This is a genomic window from Cellulomonas denverensis (genome assembly GCF_012396125.1).
GTDB lineage: Bacteria > Actinomycetota > Actinomycetes > Actinomycetales > Cellulomonadaceae > Cellulomonas > Cellulomonas denverensis.
The window spans coordinates 146,622-170,568 of record NZ_JAAXOX010000006.1 but is presented as its reverse complement, the minus strand read 5'-3'; the positions used below and the strand labels follow the sequence as shown (position 1 = coordinate 170,568).

The following is a 23,947-nucleotide window of genomic DNA, read 5'->3' as shown; positions in this document are numbered from 1 at the left end:
CCAGATGCGACCTGGACCACACCATCGAGTTCAACGGCCCACCCCCCACACCACCCGGGCAACCACCACCCCCGCCCGGCACCACCGCCGCGACCAACCTCGGGCCCCTGTGCCGCCACGACCACACCCTGAAGTCCGGGGCCGGGTTCGTGCTGCGCCAACCCGAACCCGGAGTGTTCGAATGGCTCACCCCGACCGGACACAGGTACCGGCTACGCCCGGGCGCGGACCGGGCACCCGCACACCTGTCCACCGACCCCCGATGGCTCACCGGGCGGGCCCTGACCCAGGCCGAACTCGACGACCCACCACCCTTCTGACCCACGCCGCGCGCGAACCGCGCTGCTGCGCCCTGCACCGCGGGGGGTGCTGCACGAGCGCCACCTCGGGGTTCGACCCCGGGCACGCCCTGGCCCCGCATCCGACCGGCTCGGATACATGTGCCCAGGTCAGCGGGTATCGCGCAGATCGGCGACCCCTGGCCCAACGAGGCTGCGCTCGGGGACCGTCACGGACCGACCGGCCGATCACGCTCCGTGGGCAGATCGACCCGGGCGTCCAGCCCACCCTGGGGTCGGGAGGCGAGGGTCAGCGTGCCGCCGTGACGGGTGACGATCTCCTCCACGATGGCCAATCCGAGTCCCAGGCCGGTGCCGACGGTGGCGGTGCCGGCCGCCAGGGTGGCGCGGGGCTGGAGCCGGGACTCGGCGCCGCGGTGGAACGGCTCGCGCAGGGCGTCGACACTGCCGGGGTCCAGCACCCGTCCGTCGTTGCTGATCTCCAGGATCGTGCCGGTGGCCGCGGTCCGGCAGCGGACCGTGATCGCGCCGCCCGGCCGGTTGTGCACGATCGCGTTGTCGATCAGGTTCGCGCACACCTGGGTGAGCATCGCCTCGTTGCCGGGCACGACCGCGGGGGCCAGGTCCAGCTCGACACCGACCTGCGCCTGCTCGATCGCCGGCGCCCGCTCGCTGAGCACGACCTCGAGCAGCATCGGCAGGTCGACCGGGTCGAGGTGATCGGGCGTGACGCCGGTGGTTCGGGCCAGGGTCAGCAGGGCGTCGAGGATGCGTGCGCTGCGATCGTTGGCAGCGAGGGCGGTGCGCACATCCGGTTCCAGGTCGGCCGGGACGCGCCCCTGGGCCAGCGGGATGTCCAGCGCGGTGCGGGCGGTGGACAGCGGGGTCCGCAGTTCGTGCGAGGCGTTCGCGACGAACCGGGTCTGGGCGGCGAGGGCGGTGGTGAGCCGGTCGAGCATGGTGTTGATCGTCTCGGCGAGCACGCGGACCTCGTCCCGGGGCCCGTCGGTGGGCAGCCGGGTGTCCAGGCCGTTCGCTCCCACGGTGCGGGCGGCCGCGGTGACGACTTCCAGCCGCCGGAGGGTGCGCCGCAGCACGAACCAGATCGCGACCGAGGCGATCGTCACCAGGGCGATGGCAGCCAGGATCGACCAGACGACCACGGCCTGGGTGATCTGGATCTGGAGCAGGTAGCCGGTCTCCTCGACCGCCGCGCCGGGCGCCCGGGCGAAGTGGGTGCGAGAAGAGCGGTCGAGGACCAGCGCGAGCACGATGATCAGCGCGGCACCGAAGGCCGCCACCAGCAGAATGGTGCCCAGCGTCAGGCGTGCCCGCAGCGAGGATGCGCGGTCCCCGTTCGCGGCCGGACGAGGCAGGAACCGGGTCATGAGATCCGGTACCCGTGGCGCGGACCGGTCTCGATCAGCGGCGGGGACCCGAGTCTGTTCCGCAGCCCGTGCACGGCCATCTTGACCACCGATCGGTCGCGGTCCTGGCGTCCGTCCCAGACCACCTCGAGCAGCTCGTCGACCGAGACGTAGCCCCCGTTCGCGAGCAGCAACACCTCGAGCACCGCGAACTGGGTGGGTGTGAGCCGGACCGGCCGGCCGGCGCGCTCGACCACCCGGCGGGCGCTGTCCAGCCGGAGGTCGCCGCGCTCGAGCACCGGTTCCTCGCCGGCAGCGGCGCGCCGGCCCAACGCCCGGATCCGTGCCACCAGCTCGACGTAGGCGAAGGGTTTGGCGAGGTAGTCGTCGGCGCCCAGGTCCAGGCCGTTGACCCGGTCGTCCAGTGAGGACGCGGCGGTCAGCATCAGGATCCGGGTGGGACTGCCGGCGGCGACCAGCGCCTGGCAGACCGCATCCCCGCTGATCACCGGGAGGTCGCGGTCCAGGATCAGCACCTCCGGCTGCCCTGCGGCGACCGCGGCCAGCCCGGCGGCGCCGTCGTGGGCGACCTCGACGGTGAACCCGTCCGCGCTCAGACCCGCGGCGAGCGACTGGGCCAGGTCGACCTCGTCTTCGACCAGCAGCACGCGCATGGCGACTTCCTCTCGTCCGGACCGGTGTCCACCCAGCATGGCCCAGCACCGGTCAACGAAAGGTTTGTGGCTTCTTGACCGGTCGGAAACCGGTCCGTGAGTAGACCTGGACCACCGACCCGGCCGGGCCGGTGGGAAGAAAGGACATCCATCATGGACACGACCACATCCCGGCGTTGGACCACCGTCGGCACCGCCGTGCTCGTCGTCGCCCTGGTGGCGCTGGCCACGGTGGCCTGGCGCGCCGCGGTGCGACCGGCCCACGGGTCGGACGCCTCGGTCGCCGGCGGGGCACAGCTCAGCCAGCTCGCGAGCAACCGTTCGCCGGACGGCTTCGCCGAGTGCCTGGAGCAGGCCGGCGTCCCGGCGACCGTCTCGGACGGCGGAGGGTTGCAGGTGACCGGTCCGGGGAGCCTGTCGATGAGCCGCAACGCCGACGGCACGATGCGCAGGCTCAGCATCGGCGGCACCGACTACGCCGAGGCGTACAACACCTGTCTCGGGCAGTTCCCGGATGCGGGCGTGGACCCGGACCGGGCCCGCGCACTCGAGGAGGAACTCCGCCTGCTCGCCGATCCGGTCGGTCCGGCCGGCGACACCGCAGTGGCCGACGAGGCCGCCGGCCAGTGGGTCGGCTGTGCCCGGGAGCACGGCGTCGACTCCGCCCCCGATCCCCGCGACGGCACGGTGACGATCCCCGGCGACCTGGACGTGGACACCGCGCGCCGGGTCGCCGAGGCCTGCCCGCTGTCCGAGTTCGGCTCGTTCGGGCTCGGGATCAGCGCCGAGCAGGGCCTGCCCGCCGACGGGGTGATGGAGGCACTGACCGGCGGCAGCCTGCGGCTCCAGCGCGAGGACCACGACCCGGCGGCGCCGACCACCTGAGCCGCCGTTCAGAGCACACCCCACGACGAACCCAGGAGGCACGACCATGACCACGCCGAACGACCCCTCGCGCCCGCGGCCGGACACCCCCGTGCAGCCCGCCGGCACACGTCCCACCGGCGGCGGACGTCGCCGACCACGGCTGGGCGCCGTGGTCGCCACCCTGGCCGTGCTCGCGGTGATCGGCGGCATCGTCGCCTTCTTCGCCACCGGCGACTCCCGGCGGGCCTCCGGGTCGATCGACCGGGACGCCGCCCGCGAGCTGTGCACCCAGGGTGACATGGTGGCCTGCGACGACCTGTTGTTCGTCGCTCCGCAGGGGTCCGAGGACCAGGACTTCGCCGTGACCTGCGGCAACCGGCGCAGCGGCGCCGTGGGCGGTCTGGCCCTGTTCGGCCGTCAGTTGATGGTCGGCGGCAACTGTGAGGAGTGGGGCGCCCGGCAGTAGGCCGCAGCTCACCGGCAGCCGTCCCACTCCGGCGCGCCGAACAGTGTGCGCTCGACCCGAGCCCAGAGATCGGCCATCGACTCCGCGGGGTCGGTGAGCGCCTGGATCTCGGTGCCGTCCATCGCGCAGAACGCCGTTCGGAGCAGGTCGGCGAACGCGTGCTCGTCGCGGAACCGCTCCGGCAGTCGCCAGGGCAGCGAGGCCATCAGCGACAGCAGGCGGGCGTGGCGCACGGCGTAGTAGTCGTGCGCCGGGTGGGCGGGGTCGTGCGCCTCGACGGCGAGGCGCATGAACAGCGAGACCAGTTCCGGGCGCTGGGTGTTGTTCTCGACGATGCGGCGCAGGCACGTCGGCAGGCTGAGGGTGCCGTCGTCGTCCGGGTCGGCCAGCCCACGCAGGTGGGCGAGCATGGTGGGTTCGTCGCTGAAGTCGTCGTAGTAGGTCTCGACGATGAGCGCGAGCAGGTCGGCGCGGCTCTTCACGTGATGGTTGAGGCCGGGCAGGGTCAGGCCCACCGCGTCGGCCACGGTCTGCATGGACACGCCGTAGCTGCCGTATCGGGCGACCAGTTCGGCGCCCTTCACGGCGATCTGGCGCCGGCGGTCCTCGACGGACATGCGGTGTCGAGCACGGATCGGGCCGGCCTCGGGTGCGGTGGGAGACACGCCCCCATTGTGACGGTGCGGCCGGGTCTGGCGGCCCGCGACGGAGCTTGACCGCGCGATGAATTTACCTTATACCTTTCAGGTAACAGGTAGCGCGTCGTCGCGCCGCCGGCTCTGATCGAAGGAGATCCGACCATGACCCAGCAGGTGGCGACCCCGGTGCCATCACGGCTGCCCCGCGCGCAGACGATCCGCTACTCGGCGGCCTTCTTCGTGTTCTCGTTCTGCTGGATGTTCGCGCTGTCGATCGTGGCGGCGGTGCTGCTCCCGCAACGGCTCACCGAGATCGCGCCGGACGACAAGGTGGCCATCTCGGGGGTGCTGAACTCGGTGACCGCCCTGGTGTCGCTGGCGTCGAACCTGATCGTCGGGAACCTGTCCGACCGGACCCGGTCCGTCTTCGGCCGCCGCACGCCGTGGATCCTGTCCGGCGGCCTGCTCGGCGGCATCAGCCTGTTCGCGATCGGCGTCCTGCCGAACGTCGTGCTGATCGGTGTCGCCTACTGCCTGGCGATGGTGGGCCTGAACATGATGATCGCCCCGGTCATCGCCTCGCTGGCCGACCGGCTGCCCGAGGGCGTGCGCGGCACGATGTCGGCCTTCCTCTCGGCCGGCACCCTCGGCGGTAACGCGATCGGCACGCTCGTCGGCGCGCAGTTCATCACGATGCAGATGCCCGGCTTCGTGGTCTCCGGCGTCGTCATGGCGATCTCGGGTGTCGCGACGATCGTGCTGTGGCCCCGGGAGCGCTCGGCCAAGGAACTGCCGAAGCTGGACACGAACCTGCGCTCGGTCCTGACCTCGTTCCGCCCGCCGCGCAACGCCCCGGACTTCTGGCGCGCGTTCTTCGGCCGGTCGTTCCTGATCTTCAGCTACTACATGATCCTGAACTACCAGCTCTACATCCTGCAGGACTACATCGGGCAGTCCACCGAGGACTCCGCGGCCACCATCGCCACGATGTCGCTGGTCCTGCTGGCCGTCTCGGTGATCTCCTCGCTGGCGGCCGGGCCGATCTCGGACCGGATCGGCCGCCGCAAGATCCCCGTCGTCGCCGCGAGCGTCCTGCTCGCGATCGGTTACGCCCTGCCGTGGATCCTGCACAGCCCGTGGTCGATGGTGCTGTTCGCCGCCATCGGCGGCTTCGGCTACGGCATGTACGGCTCGGTGGACCAGGCGCTGAACGTCGACGTGCTGCCGAACGCCGAGGAGGCCGGCAAGGACCTCGGCATCCTCAACATCGCGACCACCCTCGGTCAGATGGTCGGCCCGATCGTCACGTCGATCATCGTCGGCGTCACCGGCTCCTACGGCTTCGTGTTCCCGTTCGCGATCGCGCTGGTCGTCCTCGCCTGCATCTTCATCATGCGGATCCGGTCCGTCCGGTAACCCCGTCCGCCCCGCCAGTCCTCGTCCGTGCCCGAAAGGCCCACCCCGTGACCCTGCACATCGACCCGACCGCGACGATCGCCCGGATCAACCCGGCCCTGCACGGACAGTTCATCGAGTTCCTCGGCAAGAACATCGACGAGGGCATCTGGGTCGGCCCGGACTCCGACGTCCCGAACACGGCCGGCGTGCGCCAGGGTGTACTCGATGCGCTGCGCGAGCTGGCGCCCCCGGTGCTGCGCTGGCCCGGGGGCTGCTACGCCGATACCTACCACTGGCGGGACGGCATCGGGGACCCCGGGACCCGACCGGTGACGTTCAACGAGAACTTCGGCACCTACGAGCTCGACGACCACCAGTTCGGCACCGACGAGTACCTGCGGTTGTGCGAGGCGATCGGCGCCGAGCCCTGGATCAACGTCAACATGATGACCGGCTCCGTCGCCGAGGCGCGGGACTGGATGGAGTACGTGAACCGCGCCGAGGGCACCGACCTCGCCCGGCTGCGCGCCGCGAACGGCCACCCGGCTCCCTACGGCGTGCGGTACTGGGGAATCGGCAACGAGGCCTGGGGCGGGGGCGGCACCATGACCCCGCAGAGCTATGCCGACGCCTACCGTCCCTACGCGACCGCGATGCCGCGGTTCACCACGAGCGTGTTCGAGACCCCGGCGAGCTACCCGATCGCCTGCGGCCCGGACGGCAACAAGCCGCGCGAGCGCGTGCAGTGGACCCGCGACTTCTTCCGTGCCCTGACCGCGTACCGGCAGCCGCCGATCGCCGGGTACGACCTGCACTTCTACAACTGGAACATCGACCACGAGGACGACACCCCGACCTCGTTCGACCGTGCCGGCTGGGACCGGGTGATCGCCGGCTGCCTCGAGCTCGAGGAGGTGATCCGCGAGCAGTGGGCACTGATCGAGGAGGGGCTGGCCGCCGTCCCCGAGCCCGAGTCCAGCCTGGACACCAAGCTCACCCGCGTCGACCTGATCATCGGCGAGTGGGGCAACTGGCACCGCGACGCCTTCTTCGTCCGGCCGGCCCTCCGTCAGCAGGTCACCATGCGCGACGCCATCACCACCGCGCTGACGCTGGACATCCTGCAGCGGAACGCGGACAAGGTGACGATGGCGTGCAACGCGCAGACGGTGAACGTGCTCAACTCGGTGATCCTCACCGAGGGCGACGCCACCGTCCTGACCCCGAACTACGACGTCTTCATGATGTACAAGGCCCACCGCGACGCCACGGCGCTCGTCGTGGACCCGATCGAGGCCACCAGCGGCGCGCACGCGTTCGCGTCGGTCGCCGCCGACGTGGTGCTGGTGAACCTCACCAACACCGACATGACCGAGGAGACGGCGGTCGAGCTGTCGTTCACCGTGCCCGTGCGGCTGGAGCAGGTGGACACGCTCGCCTCGGACTTCCCGACCCAGCACAACACCGCCGCCGAGCCCGACGCGGTGCGCCGGACCACCACCAGGATCGAGACGGACCTGGCGCGCGAGCACACGGTCCGCCTCCCCCCGGGCTCGGTCTCGGTGCTGCGGGCGCGCATCGCCCGCTGAGTCAGGCCGGCGGCAACCAGACCCGCAGCCGCGCCCCGCCGGTCGGGGAGTCCAGCACCCGCACGTGCCCGCCGTGCGCCTGCACCACCTCGCGCACGATCGCCAGCCCCAGCCCCGATCCCCCGGCGTCCCGGGCCCGGGACTCGTCCAGCCGGACGAAGCGCGCGAACACCCGCTCCCGGTCCGCGACCGGCACCCCGGCGCCGTCGTCGTCCACGTCGATCACCGCCCAGCCGGACCCGGTGCCGCAGCGCAGTGCCACCGTGCTCGCCGCGTGCCGGGCCGCGTTGTCGACCAGATTGCGCACCACCCGGCCCAGCAGCGACCGGTCGCCGCGCACCCGGACCGCGGTCACGCCGCTGGTGTTCACCCGCAGCCGCCCGGCCGCGCGCACCCGGCGGCCCTCGCCGAGCAGCAGATCGTCCAGGTCCACCTGCCCCGCCGCGGGCCGCAACCGCTGTTCGTCCGACCGGCTCAGCACCAGCAGGCCGTCCACCAGGTCCTGCATCCGCTCGGTCTCGGCGACGGTGCCGCGGGCCAGGTCGGCGGCGTCCACCCGGTCCGGGTAGGACAGCACCAGTTCGGCGTTCTGCCGGATCACGGTCAGCGGGGTGCGCAGCTCGTGCGAGGCGTCCGAGATGAATCGCCGCTGAGCGCGGGCGGCGTGGTCCAGCCGGTCCAGCATCGCGTTCAGGGTGCGGGACAGCCGGGCCACCTCGTCCCGGCCCGCGGTGGCCGGCAGCCGTCGATCGAGCCGGCGGTGCGAGATCGCGTCCGCCTGCTCCCGCATCCGCTCCACCGGGCGCAGGGCCCGGCCGACCAGCCACCAGGTGGTCCCGGCGACCAGGATCAGCAACCCGCCGGCCGCGGCGACCAGCGCCACACTCGCCCCGACCTCCAGCTCGCGGGCTCCGGTCAGCGCCCGGCCGACCACCACCGTGCCGCCGCGCATCTGCTCCGCCCCGGCGTCCTCGGCCATGGACGCACTGGCCAGCACGTAGGACTGTTCGGCGCCGTCTGGCTCGCGCACGGTCACCCGGTCGGTGACGAACCCGGTCAGCAGCGGCAACCCGCGGGCGGTGGCGCTGGCGCCCAGCTTGGCGCCGTCGGCGTCGATCACCTGCACCAGCTCCTCCGGGTCGTCCAGGTCGACCACGGTCAGCAGGTGACCACCCCGTTCCAGCTGATCGGCCACCGCCTGGGCGCGCGCCTCGGCCATCGCCCGGGCGCCGCCGGTCAGCGAGTCCTGCAGTGCCCACTGCCCGACCAGCACGGCGGGCACCAGCACCAGGCCGACCACCACCGCGGCGGCCAGGGTGGTGCGGGCCCGGACCGAGAGCCCGCGCCGCTCAGCCACCGCGGCCGTCCAGCAGGTACCCGGCGCCGCGCACGGTCCGGATCGCGCTCCGGCCGGCCGGCTCGTCGACCTTGGCCCGCAGCCGCCGGATGTACACCTCGACGATGTTCGGGTCCCCGTCGAAGTCCTCGTCCCAGACCCCGGCCAGGATCTCCGGTTTGGTGTGCACGGTGTCCGGCCGCCGGATCAGGTGTTCCAGCACCGCCGCCTCCCGGGCGGTCAGGCCCAGGTCCGTCTCCCCGCGGCTGGCCCGGCGCGAGGCCGGGTCGAAGCACAGGTCACCGGCGGTCAGCACCACCGGCCGCTCCGGCGCACCCCGGCGGATCAGCGCCCGCACCCGTGCCACCAGCACCGGGAACGCGAAGGGTTTGGTCAGGTAGTCGTCGGCGCCGGACTCCAGGCCTTCGACCTGGTCCTCGACCTCGCCCATCGCGGTGAGTATCAGCACCGGCACCCAGCAGCCCGCCTCGCGCAGCCGCCGACAGACCTGGTACCCGTCCAGGCCGGGCAGCATCAGGTCGAGCAGCACCGCGTCGTAGGGGTGCTCCTGCGCCAGGAAAAGTCCGTCGGTGCCGGTCGCGGCCACGTCGACGGCGAAGCCCTCGGCCTCCAGGCCGGTCCGCAACCCGGCGGCCAGCCGCTCCTCGTCCTCCACCACCAGCACCCGCATGACCGCAGGCTGTCAGGGAGGTGCCCGGCTGCCGGGGCGTTGTGTGGTGCACGGGGCCGGAATTGAGTGTCAGTTCCGTGCCGCGGCGGCCCCGGTGAGCCGTGCGACATGCAGACTGAGGTACAGCAGCTCGTCCTGGTCGACCTGCCAGGCGAAGAGGTCCGCCAGCAGCCCGCCGATCCGGACCGCCGAGGCGTACTGCCGGGGCTTGCTGGCCCGGACCGCCTCCAGCAGCGCGTCGGCGTCCCCCTCCGGCCGGCCCACGATCGGCACCGTGGGCTCGGTGTCGTGCAGCCGGGCCCGCACGAACAGGAACCGCAGGTGGGTGATGAACCGGGCCACCTCCACCGATCCCTCGTCGTAGCGGATGCCGTACTCGTCCTCGATGATCTGCAGGATCTGTTCCAGGGCGGAGGTCAGCCGGATGTACTCGCGCATGTCGTCCGAGCCGTACTGCGCATTGACGAAGTGCATCGCGATCGGCACCGCCTCGGAGGCGGGCAGCCGGACCCCGGTGCGGTGCTCGATCAGGTCCAGCGCCTCGTGGCCGTAGGCCAGTTCCGCCGGGTAGAGATAGGACAGCTCGGAGCGCAGCGGGTACTCCACCGCCGCCCCGTCCTGCACCCGGCGCAGCGCGAAGCCGATGTGGTCGGCCAGCGGGATCAGCACCCGGGCGGTGACGTACGACCCCAGCTTCTCCCGGCCGACCCGCATCACCTCCTCGGCGGCGGCGACCGCGTCGATCGAGATCTCCTCGACCATCGCGGCCAGTCGTTCCAGCGAACCGATCCCGTCCGGCACGAAGGTGCGCTGCACCGCCGCCGGATCGACCTCGTCGCCCGGCTGGGACCGGAACCCGAGGCCCGGGCCCAGCATGATCACCTCGGTGCCGTTGTCGTCGACGCCGAGCACGACACTGTTGTTCAGGACCTGCTTGACCCGCATCGGCTCTCCCGTCCTCGGTCCCCGGACGTCGTCGTCCGGTGGCGTGGCGTCATGACCGCACCGTCAGCACGGTCGATCCGGCGGTGACCGGGCCGGGGCCGGCGACCTCGACCGCACCGGCCGCGTCGGCGTTGGGCACCACGACCATCACGGTGGTCGACAGCCCGGCCGCCGCCACCGCCGCCAAGTCCACCGCCGCCAGCGGGGCGCCGGCGGCGATCTGCTGCCCGGTGTGCACCCGCTGGTCGAAGTGCGCACCGCCCAGGGTCACGGTGTCGATGCCCACGTGCACCAGCACCTCCGCGCCCCCGGCCGCCCGGATGCCGTAGGCGTGCGGCATCGCGGAGACCACCTCGCCGGAAACGGGGGCCACCACCTCGCCGGAGTCGGGGCGGACCGCGATGCCGGGGCCCAGCAGCCCGGCGGCGAACGCGGGGTCGCCACAGTCGGCGAGCGCCACGGCGGTCCCGGTCACCGGGGAGACCACCTCCACCACCGCGGCGGGTGCGTCCACGGTCTTGCGTCGGCCGAACAGGCCCATCAGTGCTCCTCGATCAGAGATTCATCGCGTACGTGTGGCCCTCGAAGACCGCATCCATGATGATCCGCGGCCGCACGCAGTCGCCGACCACCACCGTCTCCGGGGTGAGGCCGTAGAAGGATGCCGCCAGGTCGGCCCGGGGCTTCATGCCGACCGAGACGATCACGTGGTCGGCGGGCAGCAGGTGTTCGGCGCCGTCGGCGTCCGCCACCCGCACCCCCTCGGGTTCGATGCCCAGGCAGCGGCTGTTCAGCCGGAAGGACAGCGTCGGGGTGTCCTCGATCTTCTGCCGCAGCGCCTCCCGGTACAGCGAGTTGCCCTGCGGGGCGTAGACCGGGCCGATGTCCACCATCGTCACGTCCTTGCCGCGCAGCCGGGCCAGCTCCAGGCCGATCTCGGTGCCGATCGCCCCGGCGCCGACCACCACCACCCGGTCGCCGAGCTCGTCCTCGCGCAGGATCGCCTGGTTGCCGGTCAGCACGTGCGGCAGGTCCAGGCCCGGGATCGGCGGCACGACCTCGGTGGCGCCGACCGCGATCACCAGGGCGTCCGGGGCCAGCTCGGCGACCAGCTCGGGGGTGGCCTCGGTGCCGAGCCGGACGTCCACCGTGCTGGCAGCGATCCGGCGCAGCAAGTAGTCGAGGTAGGCCTTGATGTCCTGCTTGTAGTGCTCGCGCGCCACGTACTGCAGCTGCCCACCCAGGACGTCCTCCCGCTCGATCAGCACCACCTCGTGCCCGCGTTCGGCGGCGGTCAGGGCCGCGGTGATGCCGCCGGGGCCACCGCCGATCACCACGGTGCGCCGCGGCCGGGTGGTCAGCGTGAGCTCGCGCGGCACGAACTCCTCGTTCCAGAACCGCGGATTCACCGAACAGCCGACGTTCCGGCGGTTGGTGCTGATGTGGTAGCACTGCAGGCACCGGATGCAGGGCACGATCTCCTCCGCGCGGCCCTCCTGCGCCTTGCGCGGCCACTGCGGGTCGGCGATCAGCGGGCGGCCCAGCGCCACCAGGTCGACCATCCCGGCCGCGATGATCTCCTCCGCCTCGTCCGGGGTCATGATCGCCCCGACCACACTGACCGGGATGCCGACATTCGCCTTCACCTGGGCGGCCCAGGCGACATTCGGCATGTGCGGCTCGAAGTTGGTGGTCGCCAGGTGCACGTTGCCCTGGATGCCGATGTCCACCCCGGCGCTGATCTGCACGGTGTCGATGTACGGCTCGGCCAGCCGGATGAACGCCAGGGTGTCCTCGAAGGAGATCGAGTTCTCCATCCACTCCACCGCGCTGATCCGCATGTCCACCGGGAAGTCCGGCCCGACCGCGGCGCGCACCGCCTGCAGGATCCGCAGCGGGAACCGGGCCCGGTTCTCCAGCGAGCCGCCGTACTCGTCGGTGCGGAAGTTGGTCCGCGGGGACAGGAACTGCGCCGGCAGCCAGCCGTGGCCGAAGTGCAGGAAGACCATGTCGAAGCCGATGTCCCGGGCGTTGCGCACGCACCGGGCCCACAGCTCCAGCACCTCGTCCATGTCGGCCTCGGTCATGCCGCGGACCTCGACGCCGTCCTCCCGGACGAAGCTGGACGGACCCCGGGCGAAGTCCTTGACCCGGGCGTGCAGACCGCCGTGGAAGATCTCCAGCGACGCCTTGGCCCCGGCCTGGTGGGCCTTGAGCACCCGGCGGCGGGTGTCCTCCACCTCGTACTTGAAGAACGCGTCCGGCTCGTCCGGGCTGGCATAGCTGGACCGGCCCGGCTCGACGATGGCGTGGCCGGTGATCACGATGCCCGCGCCGCCGAGCGCCTTGTCCTCGAAGAAGTCGCCGGTGGGGGTGGCGACGATCCGGTTCTTGGTGGTGACCCGGTTGATCCGCAGCGGCGCGAACAGGTGCGGGTAGTCCATGGGGGCAGTGCCTTCCGTGCAGGGGGGAACGGGGCGGGTGGCCCGGTGCGGGGGCGACCGGGCCACCCGCCGGTCAGCGGGCGGGCACCGGGTCCGACTCGGCGGCGGTCACCGGCTCCTCGATCGACTCGGCGCCGCGCCGGCGGGCCTTGCGGTCCAGCCAGAGCGTCACCAGGAAGCTCACCGCGATCGAGAAGAACACCGCCACGAAGTACGGCACCGCCCGCGGCGAGGACAGGAAGGCCGGTGCACCGAGCACGCCGGAGAACGCGAAGGCGGTCACGTAGACGTCGAACAGCCCGCAGATCAGACCGCCGACGAACCCGCCGGCGATCACCGCGATGAAGTACTTCTTGCTCTTGACGATCACGCCGTAGATGCCCGGTTCGGTGATCCCGGCGATGCCGTTGACGAAGGCGGCCGACCCGGCGACGGTGCGGGTCTCCTTGTCCCGGGTGATCAGCAGCACGGCCAGCAGCACGCCGAGGATCGCGTAGTTGCCCATCCCGCCCGCGGCCAGCGCGTACTCCTTGCCCTGGTCGGCCAGGATGCTCAGCAGGATCGGGGTGATCAGCCAGTGCGCGCCGATCACGATCACGAAGACGAAGAACGCCCCGAAGATCGTGCTCAGGACCACCGGGTACTGGACCAGCCAGTCGTAGCCCGCCACCACCCCGTTGGCGACGGCGAAGCCGATCGGGCCGAACACCAGCAGCATCAGCGGGACCATCACCACCAGGGAGATCACCGGCACCAGCAGCAGCTGGGTGATCTGTGGCAGCACCTTCTTCAGCCCGCGCTCCAGGTAGGCGAACGCCCACATCCCGATCAGGATCGGCAGCACCGTGTTGGCGAAGGACTGCCCGACGAACGGGATCCCGAGGAAGTCCAGGTGCTCACCGGTGACGTTGATCGCGGTCAGGCTGGGCTCCATCAGCGCCGCACCGATCGTGGCCCCGATGTACGGGTTCGCCCCGAACTGCCGGGCCGCGGTGAACGCCAGCAGGATCGGGAAGAAGTAGAGCATCGCGTTGCCGGCCGCGGACAGGATCGCGTAGGTGTTCGAGGTGTCGGACAGCCAGTCGAACTGCAGGCACAGGGCCAGCAGGCCCTTGATGATGCCGACCGAGGCCAGCACCGGGATGTACGGGGTGAAGATCGCCGAGATGGTGCCCAGCAGCCGGTCGAACCAGGTGCCGTTCTGCACGTCCTTCCCGCGCTTGGCCAGCGCACCGCCGGCCGGAGCGGAGTCGGGGCTGTCGTCCGAGGGCACGCCGGGGATGTCCGCCACCGCGCGGTAGGCGTCCGGGACGTCGGTGCCGACGATGATCTGGAACTGGCCCTGGGACTCCATGATCCCGACGGCCTGGGGCAGCGCCTCGATCCGCTGCCGGTCGACCTTGGCCGGGTCGACGAGCCGGAACCTCAGACGGGTCGCGCAGTGGGTGACGTGCCGGATGTTCTCGGGACCACCCACCGCGTCGACGGTGACGCGGGCGAACTCGGTGTACATGGCTCTTCCTCTCGCTCCGCGACGCCGCGGACCGGGTCAGGCTCGGCCGGGGGCGGCCGAGGGCTGGGGGAACCGGCGCGCGGGGGCGAGGGAGAGTCGATGCCGCGGACAGGGGACGACCGCGGCGCGACAGCCTCGTGCGGGGGAAGGACGGGTTCAGTCCTCCTGACCAGGATCCGTGACACCGGTCCTGGTGGGGGGAGATCCAGACCCGGGGACACGGACGACCGTGCGCCGGGCCACTGATCTTGCCTCCGAGGAGTAACAACCCTGTGGCCTGAAGCGGATGCTTCGGTTCGGAAGCTTGCTCCCTGGGAGCGGGTGGGCGCAAGTCCCCTGGTCCTCCCCTGGCGCCCCGGGCGTGCCGGGGTAGCGTGAATGGCTCCCGCCACCACGGATCGGAGACGACGATGTCCGGCACCACGGTCGTGCGCACTTTCCCCGTCCCCCGCGAGCGCCTCTGGCGGGCCTGGACCGGCCCGGAGTTCGCCATCTGGTTCGGCACCGAGCAGGTCCCGGTCGCCGACCTGAAGCAGGACGTCCGGACCGGCGGCCGCTGGTCGGCGACCATGCACCTGCCGGACGGGACGGTGAAGCACTGGGTCGGCGAGTTCCTGGAGCTGGACCCGCCGGAGCGCCTGGTGCTCACCCTCACCGACGAGCCGGAGCACCCCGGCCGTGCGCTGATCACGGTGCACTTCACCGAGTCCCGCGGGGTGACGACGATGACCATGTTCCAGACCGGCAGCGGACTGTCCGAGGAGGAGTACGCGCAGGTCAACGCCGGGTACCAGAAGTTCTTCGACACCCTGGAGAAGCTGGTCACCGGCTGAATGCCCTAGGGTGTGGCCCGACACGATTCGGGCAGGGGGATGACGCATGCGCAGGTGGCTGTTCAGCGCGCGCCGCGCCGTCGATCTCCAGCGCGTCGCCAGCGCGCTGTGTCCGGGCACCGCGACCGCCTGACGGTCACCGCCGGTCCCCCTTCCCATCTGTCCGGGTGCGCCTGCCGCGCGCCCAGGAGGAACCCTCATGTCCTCGACCACCCCTCGCTCCCGCGTGCGCGCCACGCTGGGCAACTTCGGATTCCAGATCGTCGCCGCGCTGGTGCTCGGCGTCGCGCTCGGCTGGCTGGCGCTCGCCATCGGCCCGGTGGACGCCGGCACCGATGCCGAGTCGCCGAACTGGCTGACCACCACCCTGGACACCCTCGGGTCGTCCTTCGTCACCCTGCTGCGGGCGATCGTCCCGCCGCTGATCTTCGCCGCCATCGTCGCCTCGGTCGCCAACCTGCGGAACGTCGCCAACGGCGCCCGGCTGGCGGCGGCGACCCTGCTCTGGTTCGCGATCACCGCGCTGATCTCGGTGCTGATCGGCATCGGGCTCGGCCTGGTGCTCCAGCCCGGGCGGCACACCTCGCTGGACGTCGCCGACGGGTCCGAGCCCGGCCGCACCGGATCCTGGCTGGACTTCCTGGACGGGCTGATCCCGGGCAATGTGCTCGGCCTGGGCGCCAGCACCTCCATCGCCGAGGACGGCAGCGCGTCCACCTCGGTCAGCTTCAACGTGCTGCAGATCATCGTGGTGGCGATCGTGATCGGCATCGCGGTGCTCCGGGTCGGCGCGAAGGCCGATCCGTTCCTCGGCTTCGTGCGGTCCGCGCTGGCCGTGATCCAGAAGGTGCTGTGGTGGGTGATCCGGCTCGCCCCGCTGGGCACCCTCGGCCTGGTCGGCAACGCGGTCGCCTCCTACGGCTGGGACTCGCTCGCCTCGCTGGGCCGGTTCGCGATCGCGATCTACGTCGGCCTGGCGCTGGTGCTGTTCGTGGTCTACCCGGTGATCCTGCGGGCGAACGGGCTGGCGATCGGCCGCTGGTTCCGCGGTGCCTGGCCGGCGATCCAGCTGGCCTTCGTCTCCCGCTCCTCTATCGGCACCCTGCCGGTCACCCAGCGGGTCACCGAGCGCAACCTGGGCGTCCCGGCCGAGTACGCCTCCTTCGCGGTGCCGCTGGCGGCCACCACCAAGATGGACGGCTGCGCGTCGATCTACCCGGCGATCTCGGCGATCTTCGTGGCGCAGATCTTCGGCATCGACCTCTCGCTGCTGGACTACCTGCTGATCGCCTTCGTGTCGGTGGTCGGGTCGGCGGCCACCGCCGGGCTGACCGGGGCGATCGTGATGCTGACCCTCACGCTGTCCACCCTGGGGCTGCCGCTGGCCGGGGTCGGCCTGCTGCTGGCGATCGACCCGATCCTGGACATGGGCCGCACCGCGGTGAACGTCGCCGGGCAGGTGCTGGTGCCGACGGTGGTGGCCAAGCGGGAGGGCATCCTCGATCAGGAGCAGTACGCCCAGGCGGACGCCAGCGACCTGTTCACCGAGGAGCCGGAGCCGGCCGGCGTGCGCTGACCGGGTCCCGCCACGACGCCCCTGCCGGTTCGCCCGGTGGGGGCGTCCTGCTTCCCCGGCGCCTCAGGCGGTGGCGGACTTCGCGATCGCGCGGATCAGCGGCTCGTAGTGCCGGCGCACCGCGCCCTGGTAGGCGGCGGCATCCCCGGCCTCGGCGGCGCGCAGCATCTCGTGGTGGGCGTGGGCGGTCTGCTCCAGGTCGTCCGGCAGGCTGACCCCGAGCCGGGGCATCACCGCGGTGTGCACATCCCAGAACGCGCCGACCAGCGGGCCGATGATCGAGTTCTCCATCCGGCCGAGCAGCGCGGTGTGGAAGGCCCGGTCCTGGGCGGCGAAGGTCTCCCCGCGCCGGCTGGCGGCCTCCATCTCCTCCACCAGCAGCCACAGGTCCGGGTTGCTGGTGCCGGCGACCGCCTCGGCCAGCCGGTCCGCCATCGCCAGGTCGAGCGCCAGCCGGATCTCGATGATCTCGCGCAGCGCCCGCAGGTCGTCGCCGGGCAGCAGCGCCCCACGGAACACCAGGGTCTCGACCAGGGCGTCCAGCGACATCTGCCCGACGAAGGTGCCGTGCCCGTGCCGGACCTCGACGATGCCGAGGGTGGTGAGGGTCCGCACCGCCTCCCGCACGCTGGACCGGGACACCCCGAGCGAGTCGCACAGCTCGGTCTCGGTGGGCAGCGGGTCGCCGGGGTGCAGGTTGCGGGTGAGGATCAGTTCCTTGATCTGGGTCGCGGTGGCCGAACTCCGCGACGGCGCGATCCGTCCCGCCCGCTGCGGGCCCGACCTGTGCGTCCCGACGGTGCTGTCGACCATGTACGTGACCCCTGATTCCGGCGGATTCTCTGACCTCAGGCTACTACGTCAGACATCAGATGTCTGCCACTGCTGTGGTGATCATCGTGCTGCACAGCGCCCCGATCAGGGAAGACGTCGATGCCGCCCGATCGGGGGACACCGTCAGCCGCCATCGATCGCCTGGACGAACCAGCTGGTGATCGTCGCCGGGTGGGTGATCGCGGTGCCCACGCAGACGCAGAACGCCCCCCGGGCCATCACCTCGGCCGCCTGCTCCGGGCGGTGCACCCGGCCCTCGACCACCACCGGCACCGTGCAGGCCGCCACCATCTGGTCGACCAGCTCGATGTCGGGGCCCTCGGTGCGCGGGCGCTCTTCGGTGTACCCGGCCAGGGTGGTCCCCACGCAGTGCACCCCCGCCTCCTGGGCGGCCAGCGCGTCCGGCAGCGAACCGCAGTCCGCCATCACCGCCACCCCGGGATACTGCGCGCGCAGCTCGCGCACGGTCGCCGCCAGGGTCAGGCCGTCCGGCCGGGGACGCCGGGTGCCGTCCAGGGCCACCACCTGCGCACCGGCCTCGGCGACCGCCAGCGCGTGCCGCAGGGTGGGGGTGAGGAAGACCGGGTCGTCGCCGTCCTTCCACAGCCCGACCACCGGCACGTCCACCGCCGCCACCGTCGCCGCGATGTCCGCCAGGCCCTGCACCCGGATCCCCACCGCCCCGCCGCGCACCGCCGACCGGGCCACCTGCTCGGTGGTCCGCGGGTCGCGCATCGGTTCGCCGGGATAGGCCTGGCAGGAGACCACCAGGCCACCGCGCAGTCGTTCCAGGGTGTCCATGGTCAGCCCTCGCCGTTCTGCCAGGCCGCCCGCGCGGCGCCGATGATCGGTGCCGCGCCGCCCAGGGACGCCGGGCGCAGCGGCAGGTCGTGCAGTGCGTCGACCGTCTCGGCCCGCAGGGTGTCCCGCAGCGCCGACCACCAGAGGTCCCCGGCGCCGGCCAGCCCGCCACCGACCACCACCACGTCCGGGTCCAGCACGGTCACCACCGCGGCGATCGCCCGGCCGACCGCGGCGGCGCCCTGCTCGACCGCCCGCCGCGCCGCGGCATCGCCCAGCCCGGCCCGCCGCACCACCTCCCGCGTGTCCGGGGCGTCCCCGCCGAGCGCCCGGTAGTGCCGGTGGATCGCCGGTCCGGCGCCCACCGCCTCCAGGTGCCCGAACCGGCCGCAGCCGCAGCGCAGCAGCTCCGCACCGGGCACCGGCAGGTGACCGATCTCCCCGGCCAGGTGGTGCGCGCCGCGCCGGACCGTCCCGTCCAGCACCACGGCCGCCCCGACGCCGGTGCCCACCGCGACCACCAGCGCACACCGGGCACCGGCGGCCGCGCCGCACCAGGTCTCCCCCGCCGCGTAGGCGTCCACGTCGTTTTGCACCCGGACCGGCAGCACGCCGTCCGGGGTCAGGCCGGCCAGCCGGTGGTGCAGCTCCGCGCCGACCGCCGTGCCCGGCCAGTCCGGGAAGGTGTCGGTGGCCGAGACGATCACGCCGGAGTCCGCATCCACCACCCCGGCGGTGCCCACCCCCAGCGCGGCCGGCGGGCGTCCCGCGGCGGCGGCGACCCGGCGGACCGCCTCGGCCGCGGTGTCCAGCACCGCGGCCGGGCCCCGCTCCGGCCGGGTCGGCAGCGTGACCACCGGCCCGATCCCGCCGCTCGCGTCCACCGCGGCCGCCGCGGTCTTGGTGCCGCCGATATCCAGGCCGACGACCAGGTCAGGCACGGACGAGCCCGGCCTCCCGGACGATCCCGGCGATCCGCTCGGCCGCCTCGCCGTCCAGCGCCCGCACCGGCGCGGCCATCACCGGGGAGTCGATCAGGCCCTGCGCGTGCGCGGCCACCTTGAACGACCCCACCCCCGCGGCATCCCCGGACCGGCCCGCGGCCTGGAACACGATCTCGAACAGCGCCGCCAGCCGGTCCTGCTCGGCCCGGGCCTGCGCCCACTGCCCCGCCCGGGCCAGCTCCCACAGCCGCACGTACCCGGCGGCATCCACATTGCCCAGCCCGGGGACCACCCCGTCGGCGCCGAGCAGCAGCATCCCGTCCACCACCACCTCATGCCCGGTGAACAGCGCCAGCGGCGACCCGGCGGCGGCATTCGCCGCGACCAGGCGACGGAAGCCGACGTCGTCGCCGGAGGAGTCCTTCACCCCGGCGAGCACGCCCTCGGCGCCCAGCCGGACCAGCAGCTCCACCGGCAGTTTGGTCCGCACCCGCACCGGGATGTCGTAGGCGAACAGCGGCACCTCCACCGCCGCCGCGACCGCCCGGAAGTGCGCCTCGACCTCCGCCAGGTCGTTGATCGCGTACACCGGCGCGGTCGCCACCACCGCGTCCACCCCGGCGGTCACGGCGGCCCGGGCCTGCTCGATCACCCGGGCCTGGGTCAGGTCGATCGTCCCGGCCATCACCGGCACCCGGCCGGCCACCACCCGCACCACCGTGCGCAGCACCTGGCCGCGCTGCTCGTCGGTGAGGTAGGCGACCTCCCCGGTGGAGCCGAGGACGAACAGGCCGTGCACGCCGGCCTCGACCAGGTGCCCGGTCAGACGCTCCAGCGAGGCGATGTCGACCGCCCCGTCCTCGGTGAGCGGGGTCAGGATCGGCGGGACGATGCCGTGGAAGGCGGGGGTGGTCACGTGGGGCTCCAATACGAGGTGGTTCACAGCAGGGTGGGCGCGGCGGCCAGCAGGGTGCGGGTGTAGGCGTCGCGCGGGCTGGCGAAGACGTCGGCCGCCGGGCCGCTCTCCACCACCCGGCCGCCGCGCATCACGACGATCTCGTCGCTGATGTGCCGGACGGTCTGGATGTCGTGCGAGATGAAGACCATGCCGAGGCCGAGGTCGTTCTTCAGGTCCGCGAGCAGGTTGAGGATCTGGGCCCGCACCGACACGTCCAGGGCGGAGGTCGGCTCGTCCGCGACGATCACGTCCGGCTCCAGCGCCAGGGCCCGGGCGATCGCCACCCGCTGCCGCTGGCCGCCGGACAACTGCCCGGGCAGCGCGTCGATCGCCGAGGACGGCAGCCCGACCAGGCGCACCAGCTCCCGCACCCGGTCGGCCCGGGCCGCGGGGGTGCCGACCCGGTGCACGTCCAGCGGGTCGCGCAGCGCGTCACCGATCCGCATCCGGGCGTTCAGCGCGGTCGCCGGGTCCTGGAACACCACCGACACCACCCGGCCGATCCGGCGCCGGACCGCCGCGGAGGAGGACCGCACCACGTCGCCGCGGAACCGCACCTCCCCGGAGGTCGCCGCCTGCAGGCCGACCAGCACCTTCGCCATTGTCGACTTGCCGGACCCGGACTCCCCGACGATGCCGAGCGTCCGGCCCCGGTGTACCTCGACCGAGACCCCGTCCACCGCCTGCACCCGTCCGGCCCGCCGCAGCGACCCGGTCCGGGACCGGAAGGTGACGTGCACATCGCGCAGTTCGATCACCGGCACCGGCGGCGCGGCGGCCGGGCTGCCCTGGTCCAGGGTGGCGGGCATGGTCATCGTGCTCCTCCGGTGGTCGCGTAGAGGTGGTCGTCCGCACCCGGCACCGGGGTGAGCACCGGCTTGGTGTCCAGGCCCTCCAGTGGCCGGGACGAGCGCGGGGCGAACCGGTCGCCGGCCGGGAAGTCCCGCGGCGAGGGCACGGTGCCGCGGATCTGGTGCAGCCGGGCCGAGCGGCTCTCGATCGACAGCACCGCGCCGAGCAGACCCTGGGTGTACTCGTGCCGCGGGTCGGTCAGCAGCGCGCTGGTCGGCGCCTGCTCGACCACCTGGCCGGCGTACATCACCGTGATCCGGTGCGCGAGCTGCGCCACCAGCGCCAGGTCGTGGCTGACGAAGACCATCGCGAAGCCGAGCTTCTCCCGCAGCTCATCGAGTAGCGCGACCACCTGGGCCTGCACCGTGACGTCCAGCGCCGTGGTCGGCTCGTCGGCGATCACCAGGCTCGGGTCCCGGGTCAGGGCCATCGCGATCAGCACCCGCTGGCGCTGACCGCCGGACAGTTCGTGCGGGTAGCTCTTCAGGGTGCGCTCGGGGTCCAGGCCGACCAGTTCCAGCAGCTCGGTCGCGGTCCGGGTGCCGCCCCGCCGGGTCAGCTGCTTGAGCTGGGCGCGGATCAGCATCGACGGGTTCAGCGAGCTGAGCGCGTCCTGGTAGACCATCGCGATCTCGGTGCCGCGCAGCCTGGCGCGCTCCCGCTCGGACATGGTCAGCAGGTCCCGGCCGCGGTAGAGCACCTGGCCGGTGATCTCGGCCGCCGGGTCCAGCAGCCCCATGATCGCCAGCGAGGTGATCGACTTGCCGCAGCCGGACTCGCCGACCAGCGCCATGGTCTCCCCCGGCCGGACCGAGAACGACACGTCGTCCACCACGGCGACGTCACCGTGCCGGTGCGGGAACCGGATGGACAGGTTCCGCACCTCCAGCAGGGCCTGCGGGTCGCCGGTGTACACGTGCCGGTCGGTGCGGGCGGACTCCACCGCGCGCAGGGCGGCCAGCCGGTCGGCCAGCGGGACCACCGGCGCGGAGGGTTCGAGCGCCGGCTCGACGGCGGCCTCGGCCACCGCGGCGGTCGCCGGGGAGGCGGTCGCCCGCGGCGAGGCCACCATCGCGTCGGTCATCCCCTCGGACACGATGTTCAGGCACAGGACGGTCAGCATGATCGCCGCACCGGGGAAGAAGGTCGCCCACCAGTAGCCGCCCATCACCAGGTCACGGCCGGCGGCGATCACGTTGCCCCAGGACGGTGCCGGGTCGGGCACCCCGGCCTGGATGAAGGACAGCGACGCCTCGAAGACGATCGCGTCCGCGACCAGCACCGTGGTGAACACCAGCACCGGCGCGGCGCAGCTGCGGGCGACGTGCTTGGCCAGGATCCACCAGGTGCGTGCGCCCATCACCCGGGCGGCGGCGACGTAGTCCTCGCCGTACTGGTCCAGGATGTTCGCCCGCACCACCCGGGTCAGTTGCGGGGTGTAGAGGAAGGCGATCGTGAACACCAGCACCGGCAGCGACCGGCCGAACACGGACACGAACACCGCGGCCAGCGCGATGCCCGGGAAGGACATCACCACGTCCAGCACCCGCATCAGGGTCTCGGACACCGCCCGTCGCGCGGTCGCCACGATCGAGCCGAGCACCGCCGCGGCGGCCAGGGCGACCGCGGTGGCGCCCAGGCCGATCACCAGCGAGTAGCGGGCGCCGTAGACCACCCGGGCGAAGATGTCCCGGCCCTGACGGTCGGTGCCGAACCAGTTCTCCGCGCTCGGCGGCTGCACCGGCGCCCCGGTGGCCAGCGGGTCGTGCTGGGCGAGCAGCGGCGCGAACACCGCCGCCAGGATCACCAGCAGCAGGAAGCCGAGGCTGATCCGCGACCCCCAGGGCAGGGCGCGCAGGCGCAGGCCGGGGGCGGACAGTCGGGCAGTGAGCTTCCGGCGCATGTCACACCGTCCTGATTCGGGGGTTGACCAGCACGTACAGCAGGTCGACCACGATGTTGACCAGCACGAAGGCCAGGGCGACGGTGAGGGTCACGCCCTGCACCAGGTTCGGTTCGTTGTTCGTGACGCCGTTCAGGATCAGGGTGCCCATCCCCGGCAGCGCGAAGATCACCTCGATCACCACCGCACCGCCGATCAGGTAGCCGACCCGCAGGCCGAGCACGGTGATCGGGGTGATCAGGGCGTTGCGCAGCACGTTCCGGCCGACCACGACCACCCGGGGCAGTCCGGCGCCGATCGCGGTGCGCACGTAGTCCTTGTCCAGCTCCTCCACCACGGCGGTGCGCACCACCCGGGTCAGTGAGCCGATCACCGGCACCGCGAGCGAGATCGCCGGCAGCGCCATCCGGGCCAGGTAGCCGCCGGGGTCCTCGGTGAACGAGGGCAGCGGCCCCCCGGCGGGCAACAGGCCCAGGCCGAGCGTGAGGCCCTGGATCAGCAGCACCGCCAGCCAGAACGACGGCATCGCCAGCGATGCGATCGAGATCACCCGCACGGCCTTGTCCACCCACCGGTCGCGGTACAGCGCGGCGAGCACGCCGAGCAGCAGGGAGAACACCACCGCGATCACCAGTCCGAGGAAGGTGAGCTGGAGGGTGACCGGCAGCGCGTCGCCGACCGCGGTGGCCACCGGGGTGCGCCGGGCGCTGTAGGTGCCCAGGTCCAGGTGCAGCAGTCCGCCGAGGAACGAGAAGTACCGGACCAGCAGCGGGTCGTTCAGCCCGTTGGCCTCGCGGTAGCTCTCCCGGGCGTCCAGTGAGGCACCCTCGCCGAGCGCCTGGATCGCGGGATCGACCTTGGAGAACGACATCACGACGAAGACCAGCAGGGTGATGCCGAGGATCATCACGGGCAGTTGCAGCAGGCGGCGGCCGGTCAGGCGCAGCAGTGCGCTCATGTCCGGTTCCCGGCGCGCAGGTCGAGCTCAGGCATGGGGAGTCCGTTCGCAGGGGATGGTG

Annotated in this window: 23 protein-coding genes and 1 pseudogene; 8 read left to right on the top strand and 16 right to left on the bottom strand. The window is 72.4% G+C overall.

Going from position 1 to position 23,947, the window contains the following annotated elements; genetic code table 11:
* Window positions 1–320 (top strand): annotated as a pseudogene (locus tag HGA03_RS18480) (hypothetical protein); the annotation flags it as partial.
* 188 nt (window positions 321–508) lie between these two features.
* On the opposite strand, the gene HGA03_RS12760 reads toward HGA03_RS18480, so the two are convergent.
* A complete protein-coding gene (locus tag HGA03_RS12760) occupies window positions 509–1,600 on the bottom strand; it encodes a sensor histidine kinase (RefSeq protein WP_168630661.1) in 1,092 nt (363 codons plus the stop codon).
* 83 nt (window positions 1,601–1,683) lie between these two features.
* Entirely contained in the window at window positions 1,684–2,340 is a 657-nt protein-coding gene (locus tag HGA03_RS12755; protein WP_168630660.1) for a response regulator transcription factor, read from the bottom strand.
* 153 nt (window positions 2,341–2,493) lie between these two features.
* On the opposite strand from HGA03_RS12755, the gene HGA03_RS12750 reads away from it, so the two are divergent.
* Together HGA03_RS12750 and HGA03_RS12745 are read left to right on the top strand one after the other, a co-directional pair.
* The gene (locus tag HGA03_RS12750) at window positions 2,494–3,225 is read left to right on the top strand and encodes a hypothetical protein (protein ID WP_168630659.1); all 732 of its coding nucleotides are present in this window, start codon (window positions 2,494–2,496) and stop codon (window positions 3,223–3,225) included.
* A 46-nt stretch (window positions 3,226–3,271) separates the two neighbouring features.
* Window positions 3,272–3,673, top strand: coding sequence for a hypothetical protein (locus tag HGA03_RS12745; RefSeq protein ID WP_168630658.1), 402 nt, complete (start codon window positions 3,272–3,274; stop codon window positions 3,671–3,673).
* A gap of 8 nt (window positions 3,674–3,681) precedes the next feature.
* Here the strand turns inward: HGA03_RS12745 and HGA03_RS12740 are convergent, their stop codons facing one another.
* The gene (locus tag HGA03_RS12740) at window positions 3,682–4,290 is read right to left on the bottom strand and encodes a TetR/AcrR family transcriptional regulator (protein ID WP_168630657.1); all 609 of its coding nucleotides are present in this window, start codon (window positions 4,288–4,290) and stop codon (window positions 3,682–3,684) included.
* 183 nt (window positions 4,291–4,473) lie between these two features.
* On the opposite strand from HGA03_RS12740, the gene HGA03_RS12735 reads away from it, so the two are divergent.
* Window positions 4,474–5,727: an MFS transporter gene (locus HGA03_RS12735; RefSeq protein ID WP_168630656.1), complete on the top strand. Its 1,254-nt coding sequence runs from the start codon at window positions 4,474–4,476 to the stop codon at window positions 5,725–5,727.
* Window positions 5,728–5,774: 47 nt separating this feature from the next.
* Window positions 5,775–7,298, top strand: a complete 1,524-nt coding sequence (locus HGA03_RS12730) for an alpha-N-arabinofuranosidase (RefSeq protein ID WP_168630655.1) — start codon at window positions 5,775–5,777, stop codon at window positions 7,296–7,298.
* 1 nt (window position 7,299) lies between these two features.
* Here the strand turns inward: HGA03_RS12730 and HGA03_RS12725 are convergent, their stop codons facing one another.
* From HGA03_RS12725 to HGA03_RS12700, 6 genes are all read right to left on the bottom strand, one after another.
* Entirely contained in the window at window positions 7,300–8,655 is a 1,356-nt protein-coding gene (locus HGA03_RS12725) for a sensor histidine kinase (protein WP_168630654.1), read from the bottom strand.
* A complete protein-coding gene (locus HGA03_RS12720; protein WP_168630653.1) occupies window positions 8,648–9,325 on the bottom strand; it encodes a response regulator transcription factor in 678 nt (225 codons plus the stop codon). The genes HGA03_RS12725 and HGA03_RS12720 overlap by 8 nt, the downstream gene beginning before the upstream one ends.
* Before the next feature lie 69 nt (window positions 9,326–9,394).
* A complete protein-coding gene (locus tag HGA03_RS12715) occupies window positions 9,395–10,270 on the bottom strand; it encodes a PRD domain-containing protein (protein ID WP_168630652.1) in 876 nt (291 codons plus the stop codon).
* Between the two features lie 49 nt (window positions 10,271–10,319).
* The gene (locus HGA03_RS12710; RefSeq protein ID WP_168630651.1) at window positions 10,320–10,811 is read right to left on the bottom strand and encodes a PTS sugar transporter subunit IIA; all 492 of its coding nucleotides are present in this window, start codon (window positions 10,809–10,811) and stop codon (window positions 10,320–10,322) included.
* A gap of 13 nt (window positions 10,812–10,824) precedes the next feature.
* On the bottom strand, window positions 10,825–12,714 hold the full coding sequence (locus tag HGA03_RS12705) for an oxidoreductase (RefSeq protein ID WP_168630650.1): 1,890 nt from the start codon (window positions 12,712–12,714) through the stop codon (window positions 10,825–10,827).
* A gap of 73 nt (window positions 12,715–12,787) precedes the next feature.
* Entirely contained in the window at window positions 12,788–14,227 is a 1,440-nt protein-coding gene (locus tag HGA03_RS12700) for a PTS transporter subunit EIIC (protein WP_168630649.1), read from the bottom strand.
* Window positions 14,228–14,637: 410 nt separating this feature from the next.
* Here HGA03_RS12700 and HGA03_RS12695 point away from each other — a divergent pair, with 410 nt between their 5' ends.
* The 3 genes from HGA03_RS12695 (at window position 14,638) to HGA03_RS12690 (ending at window position 16,636) form a co-directional block, all read left to right on the top strand.
* The gene (locus HGA03_RS12695) at window positions 14,638–15,060 is read left to right on the top strand and encodes an SRPBCC family protein (RefSeq protein ID WP_168630648.1); all 423 of its coding nucleotides are present in this window, start codon (window positions 14,638–14,640) and stop codon (window positions 15,058–15,060) included.
* 46 nt (window positions 15,061–15,106) lie between these two features.
* A complete protein-coding gene (locus tag HGA03_RS19705) occupies window positions 15,107–15,193 on the top strand; it encodes a putative leader peptide (protein WP_373307672.1) in 87 nt (28 codons plus the stop codon).
* A 66-nt stretch (window positions 15,194–15,259) separates the two neighbouring features.
* Window positions 15,260–16,636: a dicarboxylate/amino acid:cation symporter gene (locus tag HGA03_RS12690; protein ID WP_168630647.1), complete on the top strand. Its 1,377-nt coding sequence runs from the start codon at window positions 15,260–15,262 to the stop codon at window positions 16,634–16,636.
* Window positions 16,637–16,699: 63 nt separating this feature from the next.
* On the opposite strand, the gene HGA03_RS12685 is transcribed toward HGA03_RS12690, so the two are convergent.
* The 7 genes from HGA03_RS12685 to HGA03_RS12655 form a co-directional block, all read right to left on the bottom strand.
* Window positions 16,700–17,449 carry a FadR/GntR family transcriptional regulator gene (locus HGA03_RS12685; protein WP_168630646.1) on the bottom strand — a complete coding sequence of 250 codons (750 nt, stop codon included), beginning with the start codon at window positions 17,447–17,449 and terminating at the stop codon, window positions 16,700–16,702.
* A 144-nt stretch (window positions 17,450–17,593) separates the two neighbouring features.
* Window positions 17,594–18,271: an N-acetylmannosamine-6-phosphate 2-epimerase gene (locus tag HGA03_RS12680; RefSeq protein ID WP_168630645.1), complete on the bottom strand. Its 678-nt coding sequence runs from the start codon at window positions 18,269–18,271 to the stop codon at window positions 17,594–17,596.
* 2 nt (window positions 18,272–18,273) lie between these two features.
* Complete coding sequence (locus HGA03_RS12675) at window positions 18,274–19,212, bottom strand: ROK family protein (protein WP_168630644.1); 939 nt, start codon at window positions 19,210–19,212, stop codon at window positions 18,274–18,276.
* A complete protein-coding gene (locus tag HGA03_RS12670) occupies window positions 19,205–20,131 on the bottom strand; it encodes a dihydrodipicolinate synthase family protein (RefSeq protein ID WP_168630643.1) in 927 nt (308 codons plus the stop codon). The genes HGA03_RS12675 and HGA03_RS12670 overlap by 8 nt, the downstream gene beginning before the upstream one ends.
* A 23-nt stretch (window positions 20,132–20,154) precedes the next feature.
* Window positions 20,155–20,982: an ABC transporter ATP-binding protein gene (locus HGA03_RS12665; RefSeq protein ID WP_203767353.1), complete on the bottom strand. Its 828-nt coding sequence runs from the start codon at window positions 20,980–20,982 to the stop codon at window positions 20,155–20,157.
* Between the two features lie 2 nt (window positions 20,983–20,984).
* Window positions 20,985–22,928: a dipeptide/oligopeptide/nickel ABC transporter permease/ATP-binding protein gene (locus HGA03_RS12660; RefSeq protein WP_168630641.1), complete on the bottom strand. Its 1,944-nt coding sequence runs from the start codon at window positions 22,926–22,928 to the stop codon at window positions 20,985–20,987.
* 1 nt (window position 22,929) lies between these two features.
* Complete coding sequence (locus HGA03_RS12655) at window positions 22,930–23,886, bottom strand: ABC transporter permease (protein ID WP_168630640.1); 957 nt, start codon at window positions 23,884–23,886, stop codon at window positions 22,930–22,932.
* Window positions 23,887–23,947: the final 61 nt, after the last annotated feature.

Bases quoted from the DNA above. Each gene is read 5' to 3' on its own strand.
- HGA03_RS12755 (WP_168630660.1), bottom strand. From the start codon at position 2,340: ATGCGCGTGCTGCTGGTCGAAGACGAGGTCGACCTGGCCCAGTCGCTC.
- HGA03_RS12750 (WP_168630659.1), top strand. From the start codon at position 2,494: ATGGACACGACCACATCCCGGCGTTGGACCACCGTCGGCACCGCCGTG.
- HGA03_RS12745 (WP_168630658.1), top strand. From the start codon at position 3,272: ATGACCACGCCGAACGACCCCTCGCGCCCGCGGCCGGACACCCCCGTG.
- HGA03_RS12740 (WP_168630657.1), bottom strand. From the start codon at position 4,290: ATGTCCGTCGAGGACCGCCGGCGCCAGATCGCCGTGAAGGGCGCCGAA.
- HGA03_RS12735 (WP_168630656.1), top strand. From the start codon at position 4,474: ATGACCCAGCAGGTGGCGACCCCGGTGCCATCACGGCTGCCCCGCGCG.
- HGA03_RS12720 (WP_168630653.1), bottom strand. From the start codon at position 9,325: ATGCGGGTGCTGGTGGTGGAGGACGAGGAGCGGCTGGCCGCCGGGTTG.
- HGA03_RS12715 (WP_168630652.1), bottom strand. From the start codon at position 10,270: ATGCGGGTCAAGCAGGTCCTGAACAACAGTGTCGTGCTCGGCGTCGAC.
- HGA03_RS12710 (WP_168630651.1), bottom strand. From the start codon at position 10,811: ATGGGCCTGTTCGGCCGACGCAAGACCGTGGACGCACCCGCCGCGGTG.
- HGA03_RS12705 (WP_168630650.1), bottom strand. From the start codon at position 12,714: ATGGACTACCCGCACCTGTTCGCGCCGCTGCGGATCAACCGGGTCACC.
- HGA03_RS12700 (WP_168630649.1), bottom strand. From the start codon at position 14,227: ATGTACACCGAGTTCGCCCGCGTCACCGTCGACGCGGTGGGTGGTCCC.
- HGA03_RS12695 (WP_168630648.1), top strand. From the start codon at position 14,638: ATGTCCGGCACCACGGTCGTGCGCACTTTCCCCGTCCCCCGCGAGCGC.
- HGA03_RS19705 (WP_373307672.1), top strand. From the start codon at position 15,107: ATGCGCAGGTGGCTGTTCAGCGCGCGCCGCGCCGTCGATCTCCAGCGC.
- HGA03_RS12690 (WP_168630647.1), top strand. From the start codon at position 15,260: ATGTCCTCGACCACCCCTCGCTCCCGCGTGCGCGCCACGCTGGGCAAC.
- HGA03_RS12685 (WP_168630646.1), bottom strand. From the start codon at position 17,449: ATGGTCGACAGCACCGTCGGGACGCACAGGTCGGGCCCGCAGCGGGCG.
- HGA03_RS12680 (WP_168630645.1), bottom strand. From the start codon at position 18,271: ATGGACACCCTGGAACGACTGCGCGGTGGCCTGGTGGTCTCCTGCCAG.
- HGA03_RS12665 (WP_203767353.1), bottom strand. From the start codon at position 20,982: ATGCCCGCCACCCTGGACCAGGGCAGCCCGGCCGCCGCGCCGCCGGTG.
- HGA03_RS12660 (WP_168630641.1), bottom strand. From the start codon at position 22,928: ATGCGCCGGAAGCTCACTGCCCGACTGTCCGCCCCCGGCCTGCGCCTG.
- HGA03_RS12655 (WP_168630640.1), bottom strand. From the start codon at position 23,886: ATGAGCGCACTGCTGCGCCTGACCGGCCGCCGCCTGCTGCAACTGCCC.